Origin of the sequence: Kribbella sp. NPDC050281 (assembly GCF_040655855.1) — a bacterium.
Taxonomy (GTDB): domain Bacteria; phylum Actinomycetota; class Actinomycetes; order Propionibacteriales; family Kribbellaceae; genus Kribbella.
The window spans coordinates 49,328-67,914 of record NZ_JBFAKS010000001.1; the positions used below are offsets into that span (position 1 = coordinate 49,328).

The following is an 18,587-nucleotide window of genomic DNA, read 5'->3' on the forward strand; positions in this document are numbered from 1 at the left end:
CCCCCCGCTGCGTCAGGTCCCGAGAGACGAAAACCCTGACGCATCACACAGCATCAGGGTCTCCGGCCTTCTTCCACCCGCGAAGGTGGTTGGCGGTGGCGGAGGGATTTGAACCCTCGGACGGGGGTTGCCCGTCACGCGCTTTCGAGGCGCGCTCCTTCGGCCGCTCGGACACGCCACCGCCGGAGAGGCTATCAAGATCTGTGCCCGATGAAGAAATCGCGCAGCCGTGCGCCCGCCTCGTCGGCCATCACACCGCCGACCACTTCGGGCCGATGATTGAGCCGGCGATCCCGGACGACGTCCCACAACGACCCCACCGCGCCCGCCTTCTCGTCGTACGCCGCGAAGATCAGCCGGTCCAGCCGGGACAGCACGACCGCTCCCGCGCACATCGTGCAGGGCTCGAGCGTGACCACGAGAGTGCAGCCGGTGAGCCGCCATTCGCCCATGTGCCGGGCGGCCGCACGGATCGCGAGTACTTCGGCATGCGCGGTCGGATCGCCCGTCGCTTCCCGCTCGTTGTGACCACGTCCGATCACCTCGCCCGAAGCGTCCACCACGATCGCCCCGATCGGTACGTCGGGCAGCGCCTTCTCGCCTTCCGCCAGCGCCAGGGCCATCAGCCGGGCCCACTCCCGCTGGACCGCCGGGCTAACCAAGGGCTTCGATCGCCTCGTGGAACTGGTTGCCGAACCCAAGGGCCTCGGCGACCTCCTCGAGCATCTCCTCCGGGTAGAGGTCGACGTCGTCGCACAGCGCGCCCAGGTCCATCGCGCTCATGCCGAGGTCGGCGATGATCGCCAGGTCGCCGGCCGGGACCTGTTCGTCGTCGTCATCGGCCAGCGGGATGTCCAGCTCGTCCACCACCTGCCGGGCCAGCGGCCACTCGGTCGCGGCGGTGACGTCGGAGATCAGCAACCGGGCCCGGCCGCCGATCACACGCAGCAGCAGGAAGAAGTCCTCGTCGACCGAGATCATCCCCAGCACCCCGGCCTCACCGGGGTAGCGGCGCAGGGCCGACACCAGGGTGGACAGCTCAGGCTCACCGCGCAGCACCAGCGGGGTGACGTTCCACACGCCGTCCTCGGTGTAAGCGGCGACCGCGAAATCGAGGTCGGTGGTCATCGGCCCTGCCGTGGCATCAGACACCGGATCATCGTCGCAGACTCGCGCCGTACAAGGGAGATATTCACGATCTCGACGTGATATCGGTCCCGCGAACACACGGAGTCACGACGCTTGCTCTCAGTGATGGTACGTCGCTCTGCGCATCGCTTCCCGGAGCTGCCGGACCCGGGCTCGCCGGGGTGCGATCCGGTCCCGGAGTGCGCGCGCCTCCTCGAGCTCCCGGAGGAACGCGGCGCGGCGCCGGAGGCGGTCGAGTTGTTCGGGCGTCTTGGCACCGCTGTCCGTCATCGGCGTACTCCCTGGGGGGCGAGGCAGGGCTCATTCCAATGCACTTTCGAGTCTGACAGCGAGCGAGCTTCCCCGCGCCGAATCGCCGACGGTACCGTTCCGGCTTATGCAGATCCTCGTCGTGGACCACCCGCTCGTCGCCCACAAGCTCACCGCGCTGCGGGACGAGCGCACGGACTCGCCCACGTTCCGGCGGCTGACCGAGGAACTCGTCACGCTGCTCGCCTACGAGGCGACCCGCGACGTCCGCACCGGCCCGGTCACCGTGCAGACCCCGGTCGCCGAGGCCCAGGGCGTCAAGCTGTCCGCGCCGAAGCCGCTGGTCGTCCCGATCCTGCGGGCCGGTCTCGGCATGCTGGAGGGGATGTCGCGGCTGCTGCCGACCGCGGAGGTCGGCTTCCTCGGCATGATCCGCGACGAGGAGACCCTGCGCGCCTCGACGTACGCCGAACGCCTGCCGGAGGACCTGTCCGGTCGGCAGTGCTACGTCCTGGACCCGATGCTGGCGACCGGCGGGACGCTGTCCGCGGCGATCCAGTTCCTGGTCGATCGCGGCGCGGACCACATCACGGCGATCTGCCTGCTGGCCGCGCCCGAAGGCGTCGAGCACGTGGAGCGCGAACTCACCCACCTCGATGTCCCCTGCAACCTCGTCATCGCGGGCATGGACTCGCACCTGAACGAGAAGGGCTACATCGTCCCCGGCCTGGGCGACGCCGGCGATCGTTTGTACGGCGTGGCGCAGTAGAAGAAAAGCGGTAGTTGAGGGAAGCCCTGGGCGACGCCGGTGATCGTTTGTACGGCGTGGCGCAGTAGGGCTAGACGAGGGTGTTGCGGAAGAAGAGGTTGGCTCGACGGTCGCCGGTGACGCCGGAGGCGAATCCGAAGCAGAGCCGCGGGCGCCCGAAGCGGTCGACGTGCACTCCGACGCCTTCGGCCTCGCGATACACCAGGTCTGCCCCGTCCAGGATCCGCACGGACTCGACGACCTGGCCGCTGTTGATGTCGAAGCACCAGAGCTTCGAGGTGAACAGTGCCGGATCGGGCGCACCGGTGTACGCCTCACCCTCCCAGAGGTAGACGTACGAGCCGTACAGCGCCCAGCCCTGGAAGTCGATGCCCTCGGTCATCGCGGGCTGCTTGAACGACGCGATCGGGCGTGAGAAGTCGCCGGCCCGGGCGGCGATCAGCGAGTAGACGTTGATGTGGAAGCCGTCGGACAGCGTGTGCCGGATCCCGATCTGTCCGTGCTGCTGGTCCACCGACGGGGTGAACACGGCGCCGTCCGCGACCGGCTTCCAGCTCCGCAGCCCCGGCGAGTCCTTGGTCAGCGTCGCGCCGTCCTGCCAGCGGAAGCGGGCGATCTGGCGGCCCCGGGCGTTCACCGTGTCCACATCGGTCTCGGTCCACAGGTACGTCGTACGCCCGACCGCCTCGGCCCCGATCGAGACGGCGTGACCGAACCCGCTCAGGTACATGTGCCCGACGACGTCACCGGCGAGACTGAGCTGCGTCAGCGTGAGATCACCGCTGTTCGAGGCTGTCTTGGAGCGCAGTTGCCCGGTGAAGAGCCGCTGGTTCACATTGTCGAAGGCAATCGACTGCATGACCGTCACATCGGCCAGCGGCTTGCTGCGGAACAGTTCGCCACCCGGCCCGTCCAGGGCGAAACGTCGGCTCGGCGGGAGGCTGGATGGGCGGGCGACGGCGGGTGATCCGACAGCACCGGCGACGAGCATCGCACCGGCACCGGCCAGCAACCCACGGCGGGAGAGGTTGTCCATAGCGCCGACCGTAAGCGATCTACCGCGAACTGTCAGCAGTCCGCGCAAGATTTTCTGCTAACTAACCATCCAGGAGTGTTAGAACGCGTAAGGGTACGGCGACCAGTCGGCCGGGCGCTTCTCCAGGAACGCGTCGCGACCCTCGGCAGCCTCGTCGGTGCCGTACGCGAGCCGGGTCGCCTCGCCGGCGAACAACTGCTGGCCGACCAGCCCGTCGTCGATCAGGTTGAACGCGTACTTGAGCATCCGCTGCGCGGTCGGCGACTTCGCGCAGATCTTCCGGCCCCACTCCAGCGCGACCGCCTCCAGCTCGGCGTGCGGCACGACCTTGTTCACCATGCCCATCCGGTACGCGTCCTCCGCGGAGTACTCGTCACCCAGGAAGAAGATCTCCCGCGCGAACTTCTGCCCCACCTGCCGGGCCAGGTACGCCGAACCGAAGCCACCGTCGAACGACGCGACATCCGAGTCGGTCTGCTTGAACCGCGCGTGTTCCGCGGACGCCAGCGTCAGGTCCGCGACCACGTGCAGGCTGTGCCCGCCACCCGCGGCCCAGCCCGGTACGACGCAGATGACGACCTTCGACATGAACCGGATCAACCGCTGGACCTCGAGGATGTGCAGCCGGCCGGCCTTCGCCGGGTCGATGCTCTCCGCCGTGGTGCCCTCGGCGTACTTGTAACCGTCCTTGCCCCGGATCCGCTGGTCGCCGCCCGAGCAGAACGCCCAGCCGCCGTCCCGCGGCGACGGTCCGTTGCCGGTGAGCAGCACGCAGCCGACGTCGGTCGACATCCGTGCGTGGTCCATCACCCGGTACAGCTCGTCGACCGTGTGCGGCCGGAACGCGTTGCGTACCTCGGGCCGGTTGAACGCGATCCGCACCACGCCGGCGTCGACCGCCCGGTGGTAGGTGATGTCGGTCAGCTCGAACCCGTCCACCTGTTTCCAGGCCGACGGGTCGAAGATCTCGGAGACGAACGCGGACTCGGTCACGTCCGCGAGCATATTTCAGCCTCGGGCGGTACTTTCGCGCAGGACCACCTCGGCCTTGAACGTCTCGGTGGTCGGTTCGCCACCCGCGATCGCCAGCTCCAGCGCACGCCGGCCCATCTGCTCCAGCGGCAGCCGAACCGTGGTCAGCCCCGGCCACACGTCCCGCAGCGTCGCGATGTCGTCGAAACCGGCCACGCCGATCTCGTTCGGTACGTCGACCCCGCGCGCCCGCAACGCGGACATCGCGCCGACCGCCATCACGTCGTTCACCGCGAACAGGCAATCCACGTCGGCCTTGCGATCCAGCAGCTCGCCGGCAGCGGCGTACCCACCGTCGCGAGTGAACTCGCCGGTCTGCACCACGAGCGGCTGCAGTCCGGCCTCGGCGAGTGCGGCAACGAATCCCTCGCGCCGATCGCGCGCGGTCGCCAGACTGTCCGGTCCACCGAGTACGGCGAACTTGCGCCAGCCCAACCGCACCAGCGAACGCGCCATTTCGGCCGCACCGGCACGGTTGTCGGGCTCGATCGTGTGCGCAGGCATCCCGGACTGGCTGACCAGGGCGAGGCCGGCGCCGGAGTTGAGGAACGTCTCCACCTCGGACGCTGTCCGCGCAAGGCTCTCGTCATCAGTACGCCGACTGCCGATCATCACCGCGGCCCGCGCCCGCTGCGCCCGCAACGACGACAGGTAGGCGATCTCGCGGTCGGAGTCGCGGAACGTGCTGGCCATCATCACCAGCAGGTTGCGTTCGTCCGCGGCCCGCATCACGCCGTTCGCGATCGCCGCGAAGTACGGGTCCTCGATGTCGTGCACGAGGATGCCGACCAGGTTGGTCGACGACTTCGCCAGCGCCTGCGCCTGCGCGTTCGGTGTGTAGCCGAGTTCGTCGGCGGCGGCCTTGACCCGTTCCTGCAGCTCCGGACGGGGCACCCGGTCCCCGCCGTTGAGCACGCGAGAGGCGGTCGCGACCGACACACCCGCGCGCTGTGCCACGTCCAGCAATGTCACCGGTGCTCGAAGATTCACTGGCCTACCCTTCCGTACTCTCCCCCTGGGCGGTGGCGGTCACCTTATCGGAATTCGCGCTCCGTCACCGCTGTACAGCCGCGTCCGGTCACGCTGTGTGCGGTCAAGTCGCCGCCAATCCCGGCAGAACCTGGCATTGCGACGCGGGAGTGACTAGCCTTCCGAGCCATGACGACCGTCCGCGCCAGGGTGACGATCCTGGTCTCGTCCACCGTGCTCAGCCTTGCAACCGTCACCGGTACCGCCGCGGCTGCTCCGCTCCCGGACGACTCCGGTACGCCGGTCGCTCCACCACCGGCCGTGACCGGCGTACCGCCGTACGTCGACCAGGCCACGCACAGCACCGAGCCGATCTACGACTACGCCTCCGCGGTCCGCGAGTCCGTGTACGTCGACACCACGATGGACACCGACTCCGACGGCAAGGACGACGTGATCGCAGTCGACATCGTGCGGCCGAGCGAGACCGAACTGACCGGTCTTCGCATCCCGGTGATCATGGACGCGTCGCCGTACTACTCCTGCTGCGGACGCGGCAACGAGAGCGAGAAGAAGACGTACGACGAGAACGGCGTCATCCAGAAGATGCCGTTGTACTACGACAACTACTTCGTCCCGCGCGGGTACGCGGTCGTCGGCGTCGACATCGTCGGCACCGGCCGGTCGAGCGGTTGCGGCGACGTCGGCGGCAAGGACGAGATCGACTCCGTGGTTGCGGTGATCAACTGGCTGAACGGCCGCAACAGCGCACATACCGCCGACGGTCAACCAGTGAGCGCGACCTGGACCAACGGCGCGGTCGGCATGATCGGCAAGTCGTACGACGGCACGCTGGCCAACGGTGTCGCGGCGACCGGCGTCCGCGGGCTGAAGACGATCGTGCCGATCTCGGCGATCTCCTCGTGGTACGACTACACCCGGTCCGGCGGCGTTCCGTACTCCGACGACTACATGCCCTGGCTGGGCGGGTACGTCGGCCACGACAGCCCTGCGTGTGAAGCGGTTCGCGGTGATCTCGGGGACAACGACGACGACGATACCGGCGACTACACGAAGTTCTGGGCCGAGCGGGACTATCTGAAGGACGCCGGCAAGGTGAAGGCGTCGGTGTTCATGACGCACGGTCTGAGCGACTACAACGTGCAGACCAACCACTTCTCCCAGTGGTGGGCGGCGCTGGGGAAGAACAACGTGCCGCGCAAGCTCTGGCTGGGTCTCGAGGACCATGTTGATCCGTTCGAGTTCCGCCGCGACGCATGGGTCGACGAACTGCACAAGTGGTTCGACTACTGGCTGCAGGGCCTGCCGAACGGCGTGATGAAGGAGCCGATGGCATCGGTCGAGACCGCGCCCGACGTGTGGCGTGACTACAAGACCTGGCCGGCCGTGAACCACTCGATCCCGGTGCCGCTGTCCTCCGGCAAACTAGGAGCCTTGGGCAAGGGATCCGTCACCGTCACCGACGATCCGGACCTGACGGAGGACGACATCGTCGCCGACCCGTCCGAGGTGATCGCGGGCCGGCAGATGTTCCTGTCCGCGCCACTGCCGCGGTCGATCCGGATCAGCGGTACGCCGACTGTGACGCTGAAGATCAAGTCCGACTCGATCACCACGCCGGTCACCGCGCGCCTGATCGAGTACGGCGAGGCGGAGCGGTACACCGGCGTACGTCGTACCGATGACAGCACGTGTGAAGGGTCGAGCGTCGACTACGACGACAGTTGCTACTTCACTGTCGACAAGCTCACCGAGCAGAGCGACCACGGCATCGTCGGCCGCGGCTGGATCGACGCCGCCCACAGCGCCTCACTGAGCATGCCGACACCGCTCACGCCCGGCCAGTGGACCACGGTCAACGTCCCCCTCCGCGCCCAGGACGAGGTGATCCCGAAGGGCCGCATCCTCGGCCTCGCGGTCACCCTGTCCGACACCGAATGGACCACCCCCAACGACACCGGCGCCACCATCGACATCGACCTGGCCGGCAGCACACTCAACCTCCCGCTCACCACCGGCAAGGTCCCGGCGCCGGCCAAGGTCCAGCCGATCGACGTAGACATCAAGACCCCGTCCCAGCGCCCAGACCTCCACGACCCAACCCACTGAGCTCCAGGCGACGAGCGCGCGGGACTACTCGAACGTGAACCTGTAGACCTGGGACTCGCGGGGCTGGAAGCCTAGGCGTTGGTACAGGCGGTTTGCTGCTGCGCGCGACGGGCGAGACGTCAGGTCGACTGTCTTGGCGCCTGCCAACCGCGCGATGCGGAGGGCGTCCTCGGTCAACGCAGCGCCAACCCCTTGGCCGCGTGCCGCGTCGTCGACCACGACGTCCTCGATCCGCGCCCGCAGGCCGGTGGGAATCGGGAACATCACCAACGTCAACGTGCCCACGATCATGTCACCACTACGCGCCAGCAGAACCGTGTTGGTCCCACAAGACACCAACCGCTCCAACGCCTCCCGATCGAGCGGCTCAGCCGACGCCGACAACTGCGGCATCAACCGCCCGAAAGCCTCTTCCACCTCGTCGGTGACCTCACCCAGCACCTCGATCGCAACACTCACAACCCGCACACTACTCAACTGGTGAAGGAGCTGAAGCGACCCCAGGCCGCCGTGACGGCTCTCATGTCCGGCGCCGACGTGCAGGCGGTTGTCACCATCAGCGGCCCGAGCGATCTCCTCCACCCGGGCGGTGAGATGCAGATCGACCGACCGTCGCCGGTGACGGCCTTGGTCGGCGGCGACGTGAGCACGCAGGCCGAACAGCTACGAGCCGCCAGCCCCATCACTCACGTCACCGCCGAGGTACGCACTACGACGGACAAACCTGGGTACGACGTCGCGAGCGAGGCCGCCCGGTTCTTCCAGCACTACTTGGCTTCGGCAACGAACTGCATCGGGTCGCCGAAGCCGAGGTCGGTGATGCCGGCGGTGTAGAAGGCGCCGATCAGCAGCGAGCGCCGGTGGGCGGCGAACGTGAGTACGTGCGCGACCATTCCGCCGTACGTGAAGACGCGCGGTGGTTCGCACGTCGTGTCGACGAAGCTCTCGTCGAAGCGGCCGTCCTCGTTCAGTTGGTTGACCAGAGCAACGAACCGCGATCCCGCCTCCGCGTGCCGGGCGCGGAGCTCGGAGATCGGTGTGACGACCTCCCGCCCGCACTCCGGCACCTGGAACGGCCGGTCCTCCACCGACGCCAGCCACATCTCCTCCTGCCAGACCAACCGGTCCAGCAGGTACCGGATCGAGATGTCGTCGTCGATCCCTTCCACCGAGAGCTCGATCGGCCGGTCCAGCGTCGCCGCGTCGAGCCGCCCACCGCGCTCGATCATCTCGCCGGTCAACCAGACGTGGTGCTCGACCATCCTGACCAGTACGTCCATGCCTCTCACCTCTTCCCTGGCCGGCAGGCGCAGACCCGCCGGTGGCTGAAAATGAACCCCACTGGGCGCGGCGAGAAAGAACACCCGCGACGCCTCTCGCCGCCAGTCCCGCGGCGACATCCCATAAGCCCTGGCGAACGCCCGCGTGAACGCCTCGTGCGACCCGTACCCGGCCTCCACCGCGACATCCAGTACGGCGACCTGCTCGGCCAGCAACCGGTACGCCGCCCGTTCCAGCAACAACCGCCGCCGGAACGCGAACGGCGACTCACCCGCCACCGCCCCGATCACCCGATCGAAATGGAATCGCGACAGGTGCACCCGCCCCGCGAGATCGGCCCCGTTCACCACCTCACACGGTCCGGCCAACCCCTCGGCCACCACCGCCACGAACTTCTCGAACACATCCGCCATACCCCCACTCTGCACTCCCCAGCCCCCACCGCACTTGATCGAAATTGCGGAGCACGGGTTGTCGCGGTGTGGAGTACTCCGCAGTGTGTAGTAGTGTGCTGGGTAGAGCACCGGGAGGATGGTCTGAGGGGTCCTTCCTCCCGGTGCGCCGAGGAGGGTCATGGACACGAGCCAATTGCTCAAAGGTGTGCTGGATCTTGCCGTGCTCGCCGTGCTGCGAGATGCGGACGGCTACGGGTACGACGTACTGCGGCGGCTGCGGGCGGCGGGGCTTGAGGATGTCGCGGACGCGTCGGTGTACGGGACGTTGCGGCGGTTGTTCGCGGCGGGTGCTTTGACGTCGTACGTGCAGCCGAGTGAGGAAGGGCCGCACCGGAAGTACTACGGGCTGAACAAGACCGGCCGTGAGCTGCTCGACCGGTCCACCAAGACCTGGAACCACTTCGCCGACACGATGTCGGTGCTGCTGCTGGACAAGGAGGCGGCGTGAACAGCACTCTGACCGGAGCGGTCGCGACCTACCTGGCCCAGGTGCGGGCCGAGCTGAGCGACCTGCCGGCCGGCGAGCTGGAGGACGTGCTCGAGGACGTCAGCGGTCACCTCTCCGAGGTGGCCGGCGAGTTCGACGAGGAGCCGACCTCCGCCGCCCTGCAGGAGCGGTTGGGTATGCCGCGGCAGTACGCCGACGAACTGCGGACCGCGGCCGGTTATCCGCCGCGGACGCAGCCGGTCGCCGATCGCGACGCCGGCCGGAAGGCGCTGCGCTGGGGCCTGATCGCGGCCACCGTCGGCCCGTTCTTCGTTGCCATCGGCGTCTTCGCCTGGTCGCACGCGGAGAGCGCGTTCTTCGGGTTCGTCGGGTTCGCGGTGCTGTTCGGCGCGGCGTACCTCGGGGTCCGGGCGCTGCGCGGTCACGACCCCCGGATCGTGCTGGACACTCCTCGGGGTGAGCAGGGCGCGACCGCGATCCGCGGCATGATCGAGCAGATCCCGCCGAACGTCCGGCACGAGCTCGTCTCGATCGGCCAGCCGGTCTGGTGGGTGGTCCGCGGCGTGATCGGCGGCGGCGGGTTCTTCGCGCTGTGGGGCGCCGGCGCGGTCACCGTGGTCGGCTCGCTGGCGGGCGCCGCGGTCTCGATCTGGATCGGCCGCCGGACCCAGCAGGACCGCCGCTGGCTGTGGTACGTCGTACCCCTCAACGTCGTCGCGACGATCGCCGTCCCGGCCTTCCTGGCCGCGGCGTACATGGGTGCGTCGTTCGGGTTCCTCAACAACTACGGCGACTACCGCGGCAGCTCGTCGTCGTACAACCCGCCGGACGGGCTCATGTACGGCGGGACGGACGTCTCGAACCTCTACCCGTTCGATGCCCAGGGCAAGCAGGTCTCGGTGCGGCTGTACGACCAGAACGGCAACCCGATCAGCCTGCCGCTGCAGGACTGCGCGGCGACCTACGGTGGGCACCAGCCACAGACCGGCAACCTCTTCCCGCAGGCCGTGGTCAGCCCGGACGAGAACGGGAACGTCGACGAGGCAACCTGCAAGGACTCCGCCAAGGCGCCGTTCGTACCGCCGCCGGCCCCGGCCACGTCACTCCCACCCACCCCGACTCCGAACCCGACGCCGACTCCCAACCCGACGCCGGCCAAGACCACCCAGCCGACCGCCAAGGCTCCGACGCCGAAGCCGGGAGTCACGCTGACGGTCTCACCGACCCGCTAGTGCCCCATCCCCGCCGCGGCGACGCTGCGGTACGTGTATCCGAGCCGCCGGTAGACCGCGATCGCGGCAGCATTGTCGCGGTCCACCATCAGCGCCGCGCGCCCGTGCCGCTTGACCAGCTCGGCGGTCACGAACCCACACACCTGCCGCGACAACCCCTTGCCTCGAGCAACAGACCGGGTGGCGACGCCGGCCAGGAACCCGACCTCCGGCGCGCTCCAGGCATCGGCCGCGATACTCAGCAGCCCACCACCGTCACCGGTCACCGCCGCCCACCGCCGTACGCCGCCACGCCCGGGCCACGCGTACGACGACGGCGAGGCCTCCGTCAGCAACTCCTCCACGCCGTCCTCGCCGTCGAGCCAGGCGGCCGTGGTCGTCACCACCGGCACCTCGGCCGTGTCCATCCAGCCGAACGACGCCGAGAACTCCATCCCCGGCACGCGATCCGCCAGCTCCCGCAGCAACTGCTCGTCACCAAAAGGGCGGTACGTCGGTCCTACCTCGGCAACCACCTTCGACGTCAACCGAGCCACGGCGTCCACGGGACCGGCGACAGCCAGTCGATCCCGCTTCGAGAGATCCGGCGCCGCCACGGCCACCGCGTCGCCGTCGTACCAGGCTCGGACGCCTTCGCTGAAGCCTTGCCCCGCCCAGACGATCAACGGATCGCCGGCACTCGCCCGGATCAGGTCGGCCGCCGTCAGGATATTGCGCACGCAACTATTGTGACTCAACCCTTTGGACGGCGTACGGGGCGAGGTGGTGGTAGCCGCGGACCGAGACGCGGCGGAGGCGGCGCAGGCGGTAGGCGGGGTGGCCGTCCAGGGCCGCGGCCAGCTCACGGTCGGCCAGGACGCGGCCCGGCTTGCACTCCGCGGTGAGGCGGGCGGCCAGGTTGACGACCTCGCCGTACACGTCGCCGAGCCGGATCAGGATGCTGCCGTAGGAGAGACCGATCCGCAGCTCGGGCATGTCTCCGGCCGCGGTGACGGCTTCCTGCAGGGCCAGCGCGACCGCCGCGCCTTGGGCCGCGGTGTCGGTGACGAACAGGACCTCGTCGCCGATCGACTTGATCACCCGGCCGCCGTTCAGCGCGACGACGTCGGCGGCCATGCCCTCGAACCGCTCGATCAGCTGGCCGAGCTCGGTCTCGGTCATCCGCCGGGCCAGCCGGGTGTAGCTGACGATGTCGGCGAAGCCGACCGCCCGGATGCCGCGGGCCAGTTCATCAGAGCCGGCCACCGCGCGCCCGGCCGCGGCGGCCAGGTGGCGGCGCCACACGTAGGTCTGCAGGCGCTCCATCGCAGGCAGCAGTTGCCCGGCGACCTCGATCGCCTCGTCCGCGGACAGCTTCGAGCCGGCCAGGAACTCCAGGAACATCGCGGACTGCCAGGACGCCAGCCGGGACTGGGTCTGGCCGAGCTTGCGGGCCAGCGACGACTCCATCTCCTCGGCGACGAAGTTGTCGTCCTCCAGCGCGGCGACCAGCCTCAGCGCCTCGACGTCGTCGTCGGTGAAGGCGACCTCGTCGTCCGGCACGGTCGCGAACCCGAGCGCGCGCCACATCCGCTCGGCCCGGTCGCTCGAGATCCCGGCCCGCTCCGACACCTCGAGCCGGGTGAACTTCCGTTCCCCGCCCAGCAACGCCCGCTCGAACTCCCGCTGCATGCCGACCAGATCCACCTGCCCGTTCGCAGCCGGATCGGGGTCAGGCTCAGGAACCACGACGCCGGAGTCCCTCTCGTTCTGTTCCCTGTCCACCGAGCGCTCGGCTCGACGGTCAGGAGCCACGACGCTCGACGATGGTGGCGTCGATGGCATCGCGGAACGCGGGCAACTTGCGGGTCAGCTCGTCGAACTTCTCCCGGGTGAAGTGCAGCAGTTGCAGCCGCGACTTCGCCGTGACCGTTGCCGTGCGCAACGTGTTCTTCCGGACCGCCACCTCGCCGGCGATGTCACCCGGGCCGAGCTCGGCGATCTCCTCGCCCTTCACCCGGACCGCCGCCGTACCGCTCAGGATCAGGTACGCCGCGTCCGGCGGGGTCTGCTCCAGGATCAGCGACCAGCCGGCCGGCACGGAGACCTCCTCGCCGGCCCGGAAGATGTCCCTGATGTCACGTCCGGACAGATCCGCGAACAGCGGCAGGTCCCGCGGGGATGTCCTACCCAAAGCCACGTCGATCCTCCGAGCCCGCCGGGCCACCCCGGCGATCAGCCGATGTTTCCAGTCGGTAACTCTAACGGCTCGCCACGGCGAAGGTCACCCCAGCCTGGATGCGACCAACAGCACAGGCGGGCGGCGCCGGTGGATGGCGAGGTGCGGGTGGTGGGCGACCTGGTCGGGAGTCGGGAGGGGCTCGTCGACCACGTCGAGGCTGAAGCCGTGCCGGCGGAGAGCGGCCAGCGTCGAGCCGATGGTGCGGTGATACTTGATCACACCGTCGACGAACCAGGAACGCCGCCGTACCCCTTCGTCGGCGTAGTCGTCCACGACGCAGTCGGCGGCGACCACCGGCGCCGTCATCACCGGATGCTCGACCGAGAACACGAACGAGCCACCCGGCGTCAGCCATCGGGCGACCCGCGCGACCAGGTCGGAGAAATCTTCGACGTAGTGCAGGGCCATGCTGCTCACCACGAGATCCGCACACCTCGGCGCCAGATCGAAGGCAGCCAGATCCGACCGCACATAGCGAACAGCCGGATGCTGAGCCGCCGCCGCCAGCATCTGTTCCGAAGCGTCGACCGCAGTCACCTCGTCCGCACCCGCCTCCGCAAGCCGGACCGCCAGACCACCTTCACCACACCCGAGATCGACGACCCGCAGTTCCCCGACCGGCGGCAGTACGCCGTCCATCGCGGGGATCTCGAGTTCGTCGTTCAACCCGAGTCCGGTCCGCCGCAGTTCGCGGTATCCGTGCAGGAATGCCGGATCGTCGTACACCTCGGAGCCCTTCACAGCCAGCGCTCCAGGTCGTGGATGTCGATCATCGGCAGTTCCCACCGCAGCGCGAACTGCTCCAGGTCAGCCGGTCCCGCCATCACGCCGTCCGGTCGCATCACCTCGCAGCACACGCCGACCGGCGCCAGCCCAGCCGCGACACACAACGCGACCGTCGCCTCCGTGTGCCCTTGCCGTTCGGCCAGCAGCCCGGGCCGCGCCGCGAGCGGAAACACATGCCCAGGCCGCAGGAAGTCCGTCGGTACGGCGTCCGCCGACGCCAGCCGTCGTATCGTCGCCGCCCGCTCGGCCGCGGCTACCCCGGTCCCGGACGAGGACGCCAGATCCACCGACACATGCATCGCGGTCCCCTGCCGGTCGCCCTCACCCGGCATCGGCGGGATCTCCAACCGCTCCAGTACGTCGGCCGCACACGGAATCGTCGTGTGTCCGCAGACCTGCGTGAGCAGGAACGTCATCGCCTCCGGCCGGAACCGCTCACCGGCGAAGACGACATCGCCCTCGCTCTCCGCCGTCGGATCCCACACCACGACACCTCCACCGGCGGCGATCTGCGCAACCACCTTCTGCACGCCGACCTCGCCGCTCAACTGACCGGCCCACGGCAACTGCGAGACCGCCCGCAGCAACTCAGGACCGTGCCCCTCGCGCGCCATCCGGACCAGGAGGTCGCTCTCCAGGTTGACCCGATCGCCTTCGGCCAGCGTCCCGAGCTTCGTCTTCTGCAAGGTGTTCGGCACCAGGACGACCGAGAACCGGTCCTTCAGCACTTCGGCGACCGTGATGCTCACGCCGTCGATCCCGACCGAAGACTTCGCGACCAGCCGGGCGAGCAAGCGGTCCGGCGGCTTGATCCAGACCCGGCGGCCGGCCGGTTCGTCGTCGACCCGGAGCACCTTGCCGACTCCCTCGACATGCCCCTGGATCAGGTGACCGTCGATCCGGTCGCCCACCGCGACCGGGAGCTCGACGTGCAGCGTCGTACCGGAGGTGATGCGATCCAGCGTCGTACGGCGCCGGGTCTCGGCGGTCACGGTCACCCGGAGTTCGCCGGGGGCGGCCGCCTCTGCGGTGAACCTGACCCCGTCGACACAGACCGCACCACCCGGCGCAACCTGGAGTCCGGACTTGATCCGCAGTACGTCGTCGGTGACCTCGACGACCGTGGCGGTGTGCTCGATTCGTCCTGTGAACATGCTTCGCTCTCCGGCAGAAGGATCCGGCCAGGGACCCGCACGGATCCGAGCTGAAGCGGGGTATCACCGCATGGCCCCGGTCGTTGCCGGGTCACTCCGCCGTCCGGCGGAGCCGACGGGCCCGGGATCGCTCCCGACCGTCACACCTGGAATCGCACCAGTCGGCAGTAAACCACACGCCAGCCGTTGACCGTCGTGACAGCCGAGGTTACCGTGACCGGAAATCGATTTCTCAGTCAGAACTCTGCCCTCCCCGCCCTAGGAGACACGCATGCGGAAACGATGGTTGCTCCTCGTCCCTGCCCTGATCGGAGCGGCCCTCGTGCCCGCCGACCAGTCCCCACCGGCCCAGGCCGCGCCCGTACCGTCGCCCGCCGAGCGAGTCGCAAAGCTGACCGGGCCGGAGTCGATCAACGACACCGAGGCCCGGTTCGGGCTGAAGGCGACCGACCTCGGCATCCTGTGGGACAACGGATCCGGGGAGATCCTGACCGCGTTCGGTGACAGCTACGGCAGTGGCTGGACCGGGCCGGGCGGTGGGACCGGCGACCAGGCCACCATCGACTGGCGGTGCAACCTGCTCCTCCGCAGCAAGGACCGCAACCTGTCCGACGGGATGACGCTGGACTCCGCGGCCGAGGACCGGCCCGGCCACGCCAAGCAGTTCCTCGACTGCAAGAAGGTCGACCGCGACGAGCACACGGTCATTCCGACGGCGGGCATCTCGGTCGGCAAGCGCCAGTACATGCAGTACATGTCGGTCAACTACTGGGGTCCGGCCGGCAGTTGGTTCACCAACTACTCGGGCTTCGCCTACTCCGACGACAACGGCGAGACCTGGACCAAGGACGCGGACGCGCGCTGGCAGAACACCACGGCCTGGGACGACAACTTCCAGATGGTCGCGCTGACCCGCGACCAGGGCTACGTCTACATGATCGGTACGCCGAACGGACGCTTCGGCAACGCCCACGTCGCTCGGGTCCCGGAGAAGCTCGTGCTGGAGAAGAAGGCCTGGCGCTACTGGGACGGCCGGACCTGGTCACCGCAGGAGTCGGCCGCGGCACCGATCGCGGTCGGTCCGATCAGCGAAGTCTCAGTGCAGTACAACGCCTACCTGGGCAAGTGGCTGATGATGTACCTCGACGAGTCGCGGGCCTCCGTCGTACTGCGCTCGGCGAAGTCCTTGACCGGACCGTGGAGCGGTGAGCAGGTCGTTGTCAAGGGCACCGACTACCCCGGCCTGTACGGGACCTTCATGCACCCGTGGTCGTCCGGCGCGGACCTGTACTTCACGATGTCGCAGTGGGATCCCTACAACGTGTTCCTGATGCACACCAAGCTGACTGACGACGGGCAGGTCACCAACCTGGTCACCGATCCCGGCTTCGAGGGCCAGACCGGCAGTACGCCGACCGCACCCTGGCAACTGAGCGGACGCGGCGGCATCGACCGCACCAACCTCGGCCACAGCGGCGCCAACAACGCATACGTCCGCGACTCGATCGGCGCCCACCAGCTCCAGCAGACTGTTGCCGTCCGCCCCCATCACACGTACCGCCTCTCCGCCTGGATGCGGACCGCGGAGAACAACTCCGAGACGATGCTCGGCGTACGCACTCTCCGCGGCAAGACCATCGCCCAGGAGACCGGCGGCGCGCACCCGGCGTACACGAAGGTCAGTGTGGACTTCGACTCCGGAGGTGAGTCGCTCGTCCAGCTGTACGGCGGTTTCTTCGGCCACAGTCAGGACGTGTGGCTGCAACTGGACGACGTCGTCGTCGAGGAGATCCGGTGAGGCGGCTGGTCCTCGTCCTAGCGATCATCGCCGGCTGTCTGGTCACGACAGGCACCGCGGAGGCCGCGACGGGGCAACTGCTGCGCGACGACACCGGCCTGTATCCGCGGGCGATCCGGCTCGAGCACAGCGGCGCGGCCAACGGCCGGATCATGGCCAGTGTCGTCACCTTCCAGGGCAATGCGGACGGCGTCGGCGCGATCTACGAGAGTACGAACAACGGTGCCAACTTCACGCAGGTCGGCACCGTCGAGGACTCCGGGGCCGCGGACGGCAAAGGGCTGTGCTGCGCCACCCTGTTCGAGCTGCCGACAGCGATCGGCGCCATGCCGGCCGGGACGTTGCTGTGGGCCGCGTCGATGGGCGCCGACGCGCGACCGATGTCGCTACGGATCCTGAAGAGCACCGACGTCGGCCGCACCTGGTCGTACCTGTCCAGTTGCGCGACTGCCCCGAACGACCGCGGACTGTGGGAGCCCGAGTTCTCGGTCGCGGCCGACGGCCGGCTGGTCTGTCACTACTCGGACGAGACCGATCCCGCGCACAGCCAGAAGTTGATGGAGGTCCGCAGTACCGACGGCGTCACCTGGACCGACCCTCGGCCGACGGTGTCCAGCCCGACGTTCGGGCATCGCCCGGGCATGCCCGTCGTACGACGGTTGCCGAGTGGGACGTACGTGATGTCGTACGAGATCTGCGGCCTTGGCGGGCAGTACGACTGCGTCGTGCACACCCGGCAGTCGCCGGACGGTTGGAACTGGGGATCGCCGTCCCACCTCGGCCTCCGCGCGCAGACCGTGGACGGGAAGTACTTCACGCATGCGCCGACACTCGCGATGGCGCCGAACGGCAAGCTGCTGCTGATCGGCCAGATCCTGCAGAACGCCGACGGATCGGTTGCCGCCGACAACGGGCGGACGATCTTCGCCAACACCGAGGGATCGAACGGCACCTGGTACGAGCTGCCCGCACCCGTTGCCGTCAACAACCCCTACAACAACTACTGCCCCAACTACAGCTCACCGATGGTCCCATCGGCCGACGGCAACACCGTCCTGGAACTCGCCACCGACTACGACGGCACAGTCTGCAAGACCTACTACGCCACCGGCTCCGCGATCGGCACCCAGGACGCGAGCGGCGTCACGAATGCGACGTACCGGCTGGTGAGTGCGCAGAGCGGCCACTGCCTGGACGTCTCGGCAGACTCGCGGGAGCCGGGCGGCAACATCCAGCAATGGACCTGCAACAACCTCGGACCACAGAACTTCCAGCTCACCTCGGAGGGCAACGGGTTCTTCCGGTTCCGCGGGCAGAACAGTCAGCTCTGCATGGAGGTCGCGAGCAACTCCTCCACACCCGGTGCGAACGTCCAGCAGTGGACCTGTCAGGACGGCGGGTGGCAGCGCTGGCGGGCAGTGAACGTGGGCCGCGGCTACTACACGTTCGTCGGCCAGAACAGCAACCTGTGCCTGGACGTGGCCGGTGGCTCGCCGGCGCCCGGAGCCAACGTTCAGGTCTGGACCTGCAACAACCTCCAACCCCAGATCTGGCACCTCGAACGCCACTGACCCCCGCCCCCACCCGCCCCCACCCGCCGTCCCGGCCGCCGGCCCCGCCTCCCGCGGTACGCCTCGAACGCCTCGAACGCCGACCCCGCCTGCCCCAGCGGTACGCCTCGAACGCCGACCCCGCCCCGGCCTCCGGCTCCGGGCCTGTCCCCCGCGGCACCTCGTCTGGTGGGTCAGCCCAGCACCCGGTGGGTTGACCCACCGCGTGCGGCTGGCCAACCCACCGTCTCGTGGGCTGACCCACCAGCGGGGGCGCGGGGGTGCGGGGGCGCGGGGTGCGGGGGTGCGGGGTGCGCGGGGTGCGCGG

At 68.7% G+C, this 18,587-nt stretch carries 20 protein-coding genes and 1 tRNA gene; 7 read left to right on the plus strand and 14 right to left on the minus strand.

The window, feature by feature from the left end; translation table 11 throughout:
- Nucleotides 1-90: 90 nt before the first annotated feature.
- The 4 genes from AB0I34_RS00275 to AB0I34_RS00290 form a co-directional block, all read right to left on the minus strand.
- Nucleotides 91-181 (minus strand) — tRNA-Ser (locus AB0I34_RS00275).
- A gap of 13 nt (nucleotides 182-194) precedes the next feature.
- Nucleotides 195-623: a nucleoside deaminase gene (locus AB0I34_RS00280; RefSeq protein ID WP_360438110.1), complete on the minus strand. Its 429-nt coding sequence runs from the start codon at nucleotides 621-623 to the stop codon at nucleotides 195-197.
- 31 nt (nucleotides 624-654) lie between these two features.
- On the minus strand, nucleotides 655-1,152 hold the full coding sequence (locus AB0I34_RS00285; protein WP_337589493.1) for a tRNA adenosine deaminase-associated protein: 498 nt from the start codon (nucleotides 1,150-1,152) through the stop codon (nucleotides 655-657).
- A 96-nt stretch (nucleotides 1,153-1,248) separates the two neighbouring features.
- Nucleotides 1,249-1,419, minus strand: a complete 171-nt coding sequence (locus AB0I34_RS00290) for a hypothetical protein (RefSeq protein ID WP_165556040.1) — start codon at nucleotides 1,417-1,419, stop codon at nucleotides 1,249-1,251.
- 106 nt (nucleotides 1,420-1,525) lie between these two features.
- On the opposite strand from AB0I34_RS00290, the gene upp reads away from it, so the two are divergent.
- Nucleotides 1,526-2,167: a uracil phosphoribosyltransferase gene (gene upp, locus AB0I34_RS00295; protein ID WP_131365749.1), complete on the plus strand. Its 642-nt coding sequence runs from the start codon at nucleotides 1,526-1,528 to the stop codon at nucleotides 2,165-2,167.
- Nucleotides 2,168-2,237: 70 nt separating this feature from the next.
- On the opposite strand, the gene AB0I34_RS00300 is transcribed toward upp, so the two are convergent.
- The 3 genes from AB0I34_RS00300 to AB0I34_RS00310 form a co-directional block, all read right to left on the minus strand.
- Nucleotides 2,238-3,203 (minus strand): hypothetical protein, encoded by a 966-nt coding sequence (locus AB0I34_RS00300; protein ID WP_360436888.1) that lies wholly within the window; start codon nucleotides 3,201-3,203, stop codon nucleotides 2,238-2,240.
- A gap of 78 nt (nucleotides 3,204-3,281) precedes the next feature.
- Complete coding sequence (locus AB0I34_RS00305; protein ID WP_360436891.1) at nucleotides 3,282-4,196, minus strand: 1,4-dihydroxy-2-naphthoyl-CoA synthase; 915 nt, start codon at nucleotides 4,194-4,196, stop codon at nucleotides 3,282-3,284.
- A gap of 15 nt (nucleotides 4,197-4,211) precedes the next feature.
- Nucleotides 4,212-5,192: a LacI family DNA-binding transcriptional regulator gene (locus tag AB0I34_RS00310; protein WP_360436893.1), complete on the minus strand. Its 981-nt coding sequence runs from the start codon at nucleotides 5,190-5,192 to the stop codon at nucleotides 4,212-4,214.
- A 201-nt stretch (nucleotides 5,193-5,393) separates the two neighbouring features.
- On the opposite strand from AB0I34_RS00310, the gene AB0I34_RS00315 reads away from it, so the two are divergent.
- The gene (locus AB0I34_RS00315) at nucleotides 5,394-7,334 is read left to right on the plus strand and encodes a Xaa-Pro dipeptidyl-peptidase (protein WP_360436896.1); all 1,941 of its coding nucleotides are present in this window, start codon (nucleotides 5,394-5,396) and stop codon (nucleotides 7,332-7,334) included.
- A gap of 24 nt (nucleotides 7,335-7,358) precedes the next feature.
- On the opposite strand, the gene AB0I34_RS00320 is transcribed toward AB0I34_RS00315, so the two are convergent.
- Nucleotides 7,359-7,793: a GNAT family N-acetyltransferase gene (locus AB0I34_RS00320; RefSeq protein WP_360436899.1), complete on the minus strand. Its 435-nt coding sequence runs from the start codon at nucleotides 7,791-7,793 to the stop codon at nucleotides 7,359-7,361.
- Nucleotides 7,794-7,814: 21 nt separating this feature from the next.
- Between AB0I34_RS00320 and AB0I34_RS00325 the strand changes: the two genes are divergently transcribed.
- Nucleotides 7,815-8,168 carry a hypothetical protein gene (locus tag AB0I34_RS00325; RefSeq protein ID WP_360436902.1) on the plus strand — a complete coding sequence of 118 codons (354 nt, stop codon included), beginning with the start codon at nucleotides 7,815-7,817 and terminating at the stop codon, nucleotides 8,166-8,168.
- On the opposite strand, the gene AB0I34_RS00330 is transcribed toward AB0I34_RS00325, so the two are convergent.
- A complete protein-coding gene (locus AB0I34_RS00330) occupies nucleotides 8,102-9,028 on the minus strand; it encodes a helix-turn-helix domain-containing protein (RefSeq protein WP_360436905.1) in 927 nt (308 codons plus the stop codon). The genes AB0I34_RS00325 and AB0I34_RS00330 overlap by 67 nt on opposite strands.
- Nucleotides 9,029-9,188: 160 nt before the next feature.
- Here AB0I34_RS00330 and AB0I34_RS00335 point away from each other — a divergent pair, with 160 nt between their 5' ends.
- Nucleotides 9,189-9,518 (plus strand): PadR family transcriptional regulator, encoded by a 330-nt coding sequence (locus tag AB0I34_RS00335; RefSeq protein WP_360436908.1) that lies wholly within the window; start codon nucleotides 9,189-9,191, stop codon nucleotides 9,516-9,518.
- On the plus strand, nucleotides 9,515-10,750 hold the full coding sequence (locus AB0I34_RS00340; RefSeq protein ID WP_360436911.1) for a hypothetical protein: 1,236 nt from the start codon (nucleotides 9,515-9,517) through the stop codon (nucleotides 10,748-10,750). Before AB0I34_RS00335 ends, AB0I34_RS00340 begins: the two co-directional genes overlap by 4 nt.
- Here AB0I34_RS00340 and AB0I34_RS00345 read toward each other — a convergent pair.
- The 5 genes from AB0I34_RS00345 to AB0I34_RS00365 all read right to left on the minus strand — a co-directional run bounded on the left by AB0I34_RS00345 (nucleotide 10,747) and on the right by AB0I34_RS00365 (nucleotide 14,911).
- The gene (locus AB0I34_RS00345) at nucleotides 10,747-11,469 is read right to left on the minus strand and encodes a GNAT family N-acetyltransferase (protein WP_360436914.1); all 723 of its coding nucleotides are present in this window, start codon (nucleotides 11,467-11,469) and stop codon (nucleotides 10,747-10,749) included. The genes AB0I34_RS00340 and AB0I34_RS00345 overlap by 4 nt on opposite strands.
- 4 nt (nucleotides 11,470-11,473) lie before the next feature.
- Nucleotides 11,474-12,478 carry an adenylate/guanylate cyclase domain-containing protein gene (locus AB0I34_RS00350; protein ID WP_360436917.1) on the minus strand — a complete coding sequence of 335 codons (1,005 nt, stop codon included), beginning with the start codon at nucleotides 12,476-12,478 and terminating at the stop codon, nucleotides 11,474-11,476.
- Between the two features lie 55 nt (nucleotides 12,479-12,533).
- The gene (locus tag AB0I34_RS00355) at nucleotides 12,534-12,929 is read right to left on the minus strand and encodes a cyclic nucleotide-binding domain-containing protein (protein ID WP_131365731.1); all 396 of its coding nucleotides are present in this window, start codon (nucleotides 12,927-12,929) and stop codon (nucleotides 12,534-12,536) included.
- Between the two features lie 84 nt (nucleotides 12,930-13,013).
- Nucleotides 13,014-13,712: a class I SAM-dependent methyltransferase gene (locus AB0I34_RS00360; protein WP_360436920.1), complete on the minus strand. Its 699-nt coding sequence runs from the start codon at nucleotides 13,710-13,712 to the stop codon at nucleotides 13,014-13,016.
- Complete coding sequence (locus AB0I34_RS00365) at nucleotides 13,709-14,911, minus strand: 3,4-dihydroxy-2-butanone-4-phosphate synthase (protein ID WP_360436923.1); 1,203 nt, start codon at nucleotides 14,909-14,911, stop codon at nucleotides 13,709-13,711. The genes AB0I34_RS00360 and AB0I34_RS00365 overlap by 4 nt, the downstream gene beginning before the upstream one ends.
- 271 nt (nucleotides 14,912-15,182) lie before the next feature.
- Here AB0I34_RS00365 and AB0I34_RS00370 point away from each other — a divergent pair, with 271 nt between their 5' ends.
- Both AB0I34_RS00370 and AB0I34_RS00375 read left to right on the plus strand, forming a co-directional pair.
- The gene (locus AB0I34_RS00370) at nucleotides 15,183-16,709 is read left to right on the plus strand and encodes a DUF4185 domain-containing protein (RefSeq protein WP_360436926.1); all 1,527 of its coding nucleotides are present in this window, start codon (nucleotides 15,183-15,185) and stop codon (nucleotides 16,707-16,709) included.
- The gene (locus tag AB0I34_RS00375) at nucleotides 16,706-18,280 is read left to right on the plus strand and encodes an RICIN domain-containing protein (protein ID WP_360436929.1); all 1,575 of its coding nucleotides are present in this window, start codon (nucleotides 16,706-16,708) and stop codon (nucleotides 18,278-18,280) included. Before AB0I34_RS00370 ends, AB0I34_RS00375 begins: the two co-directional genes overlap by 4 nt.
- Nucleotides 18,281-18,587 lie beyond the last annotated feature (307 nt).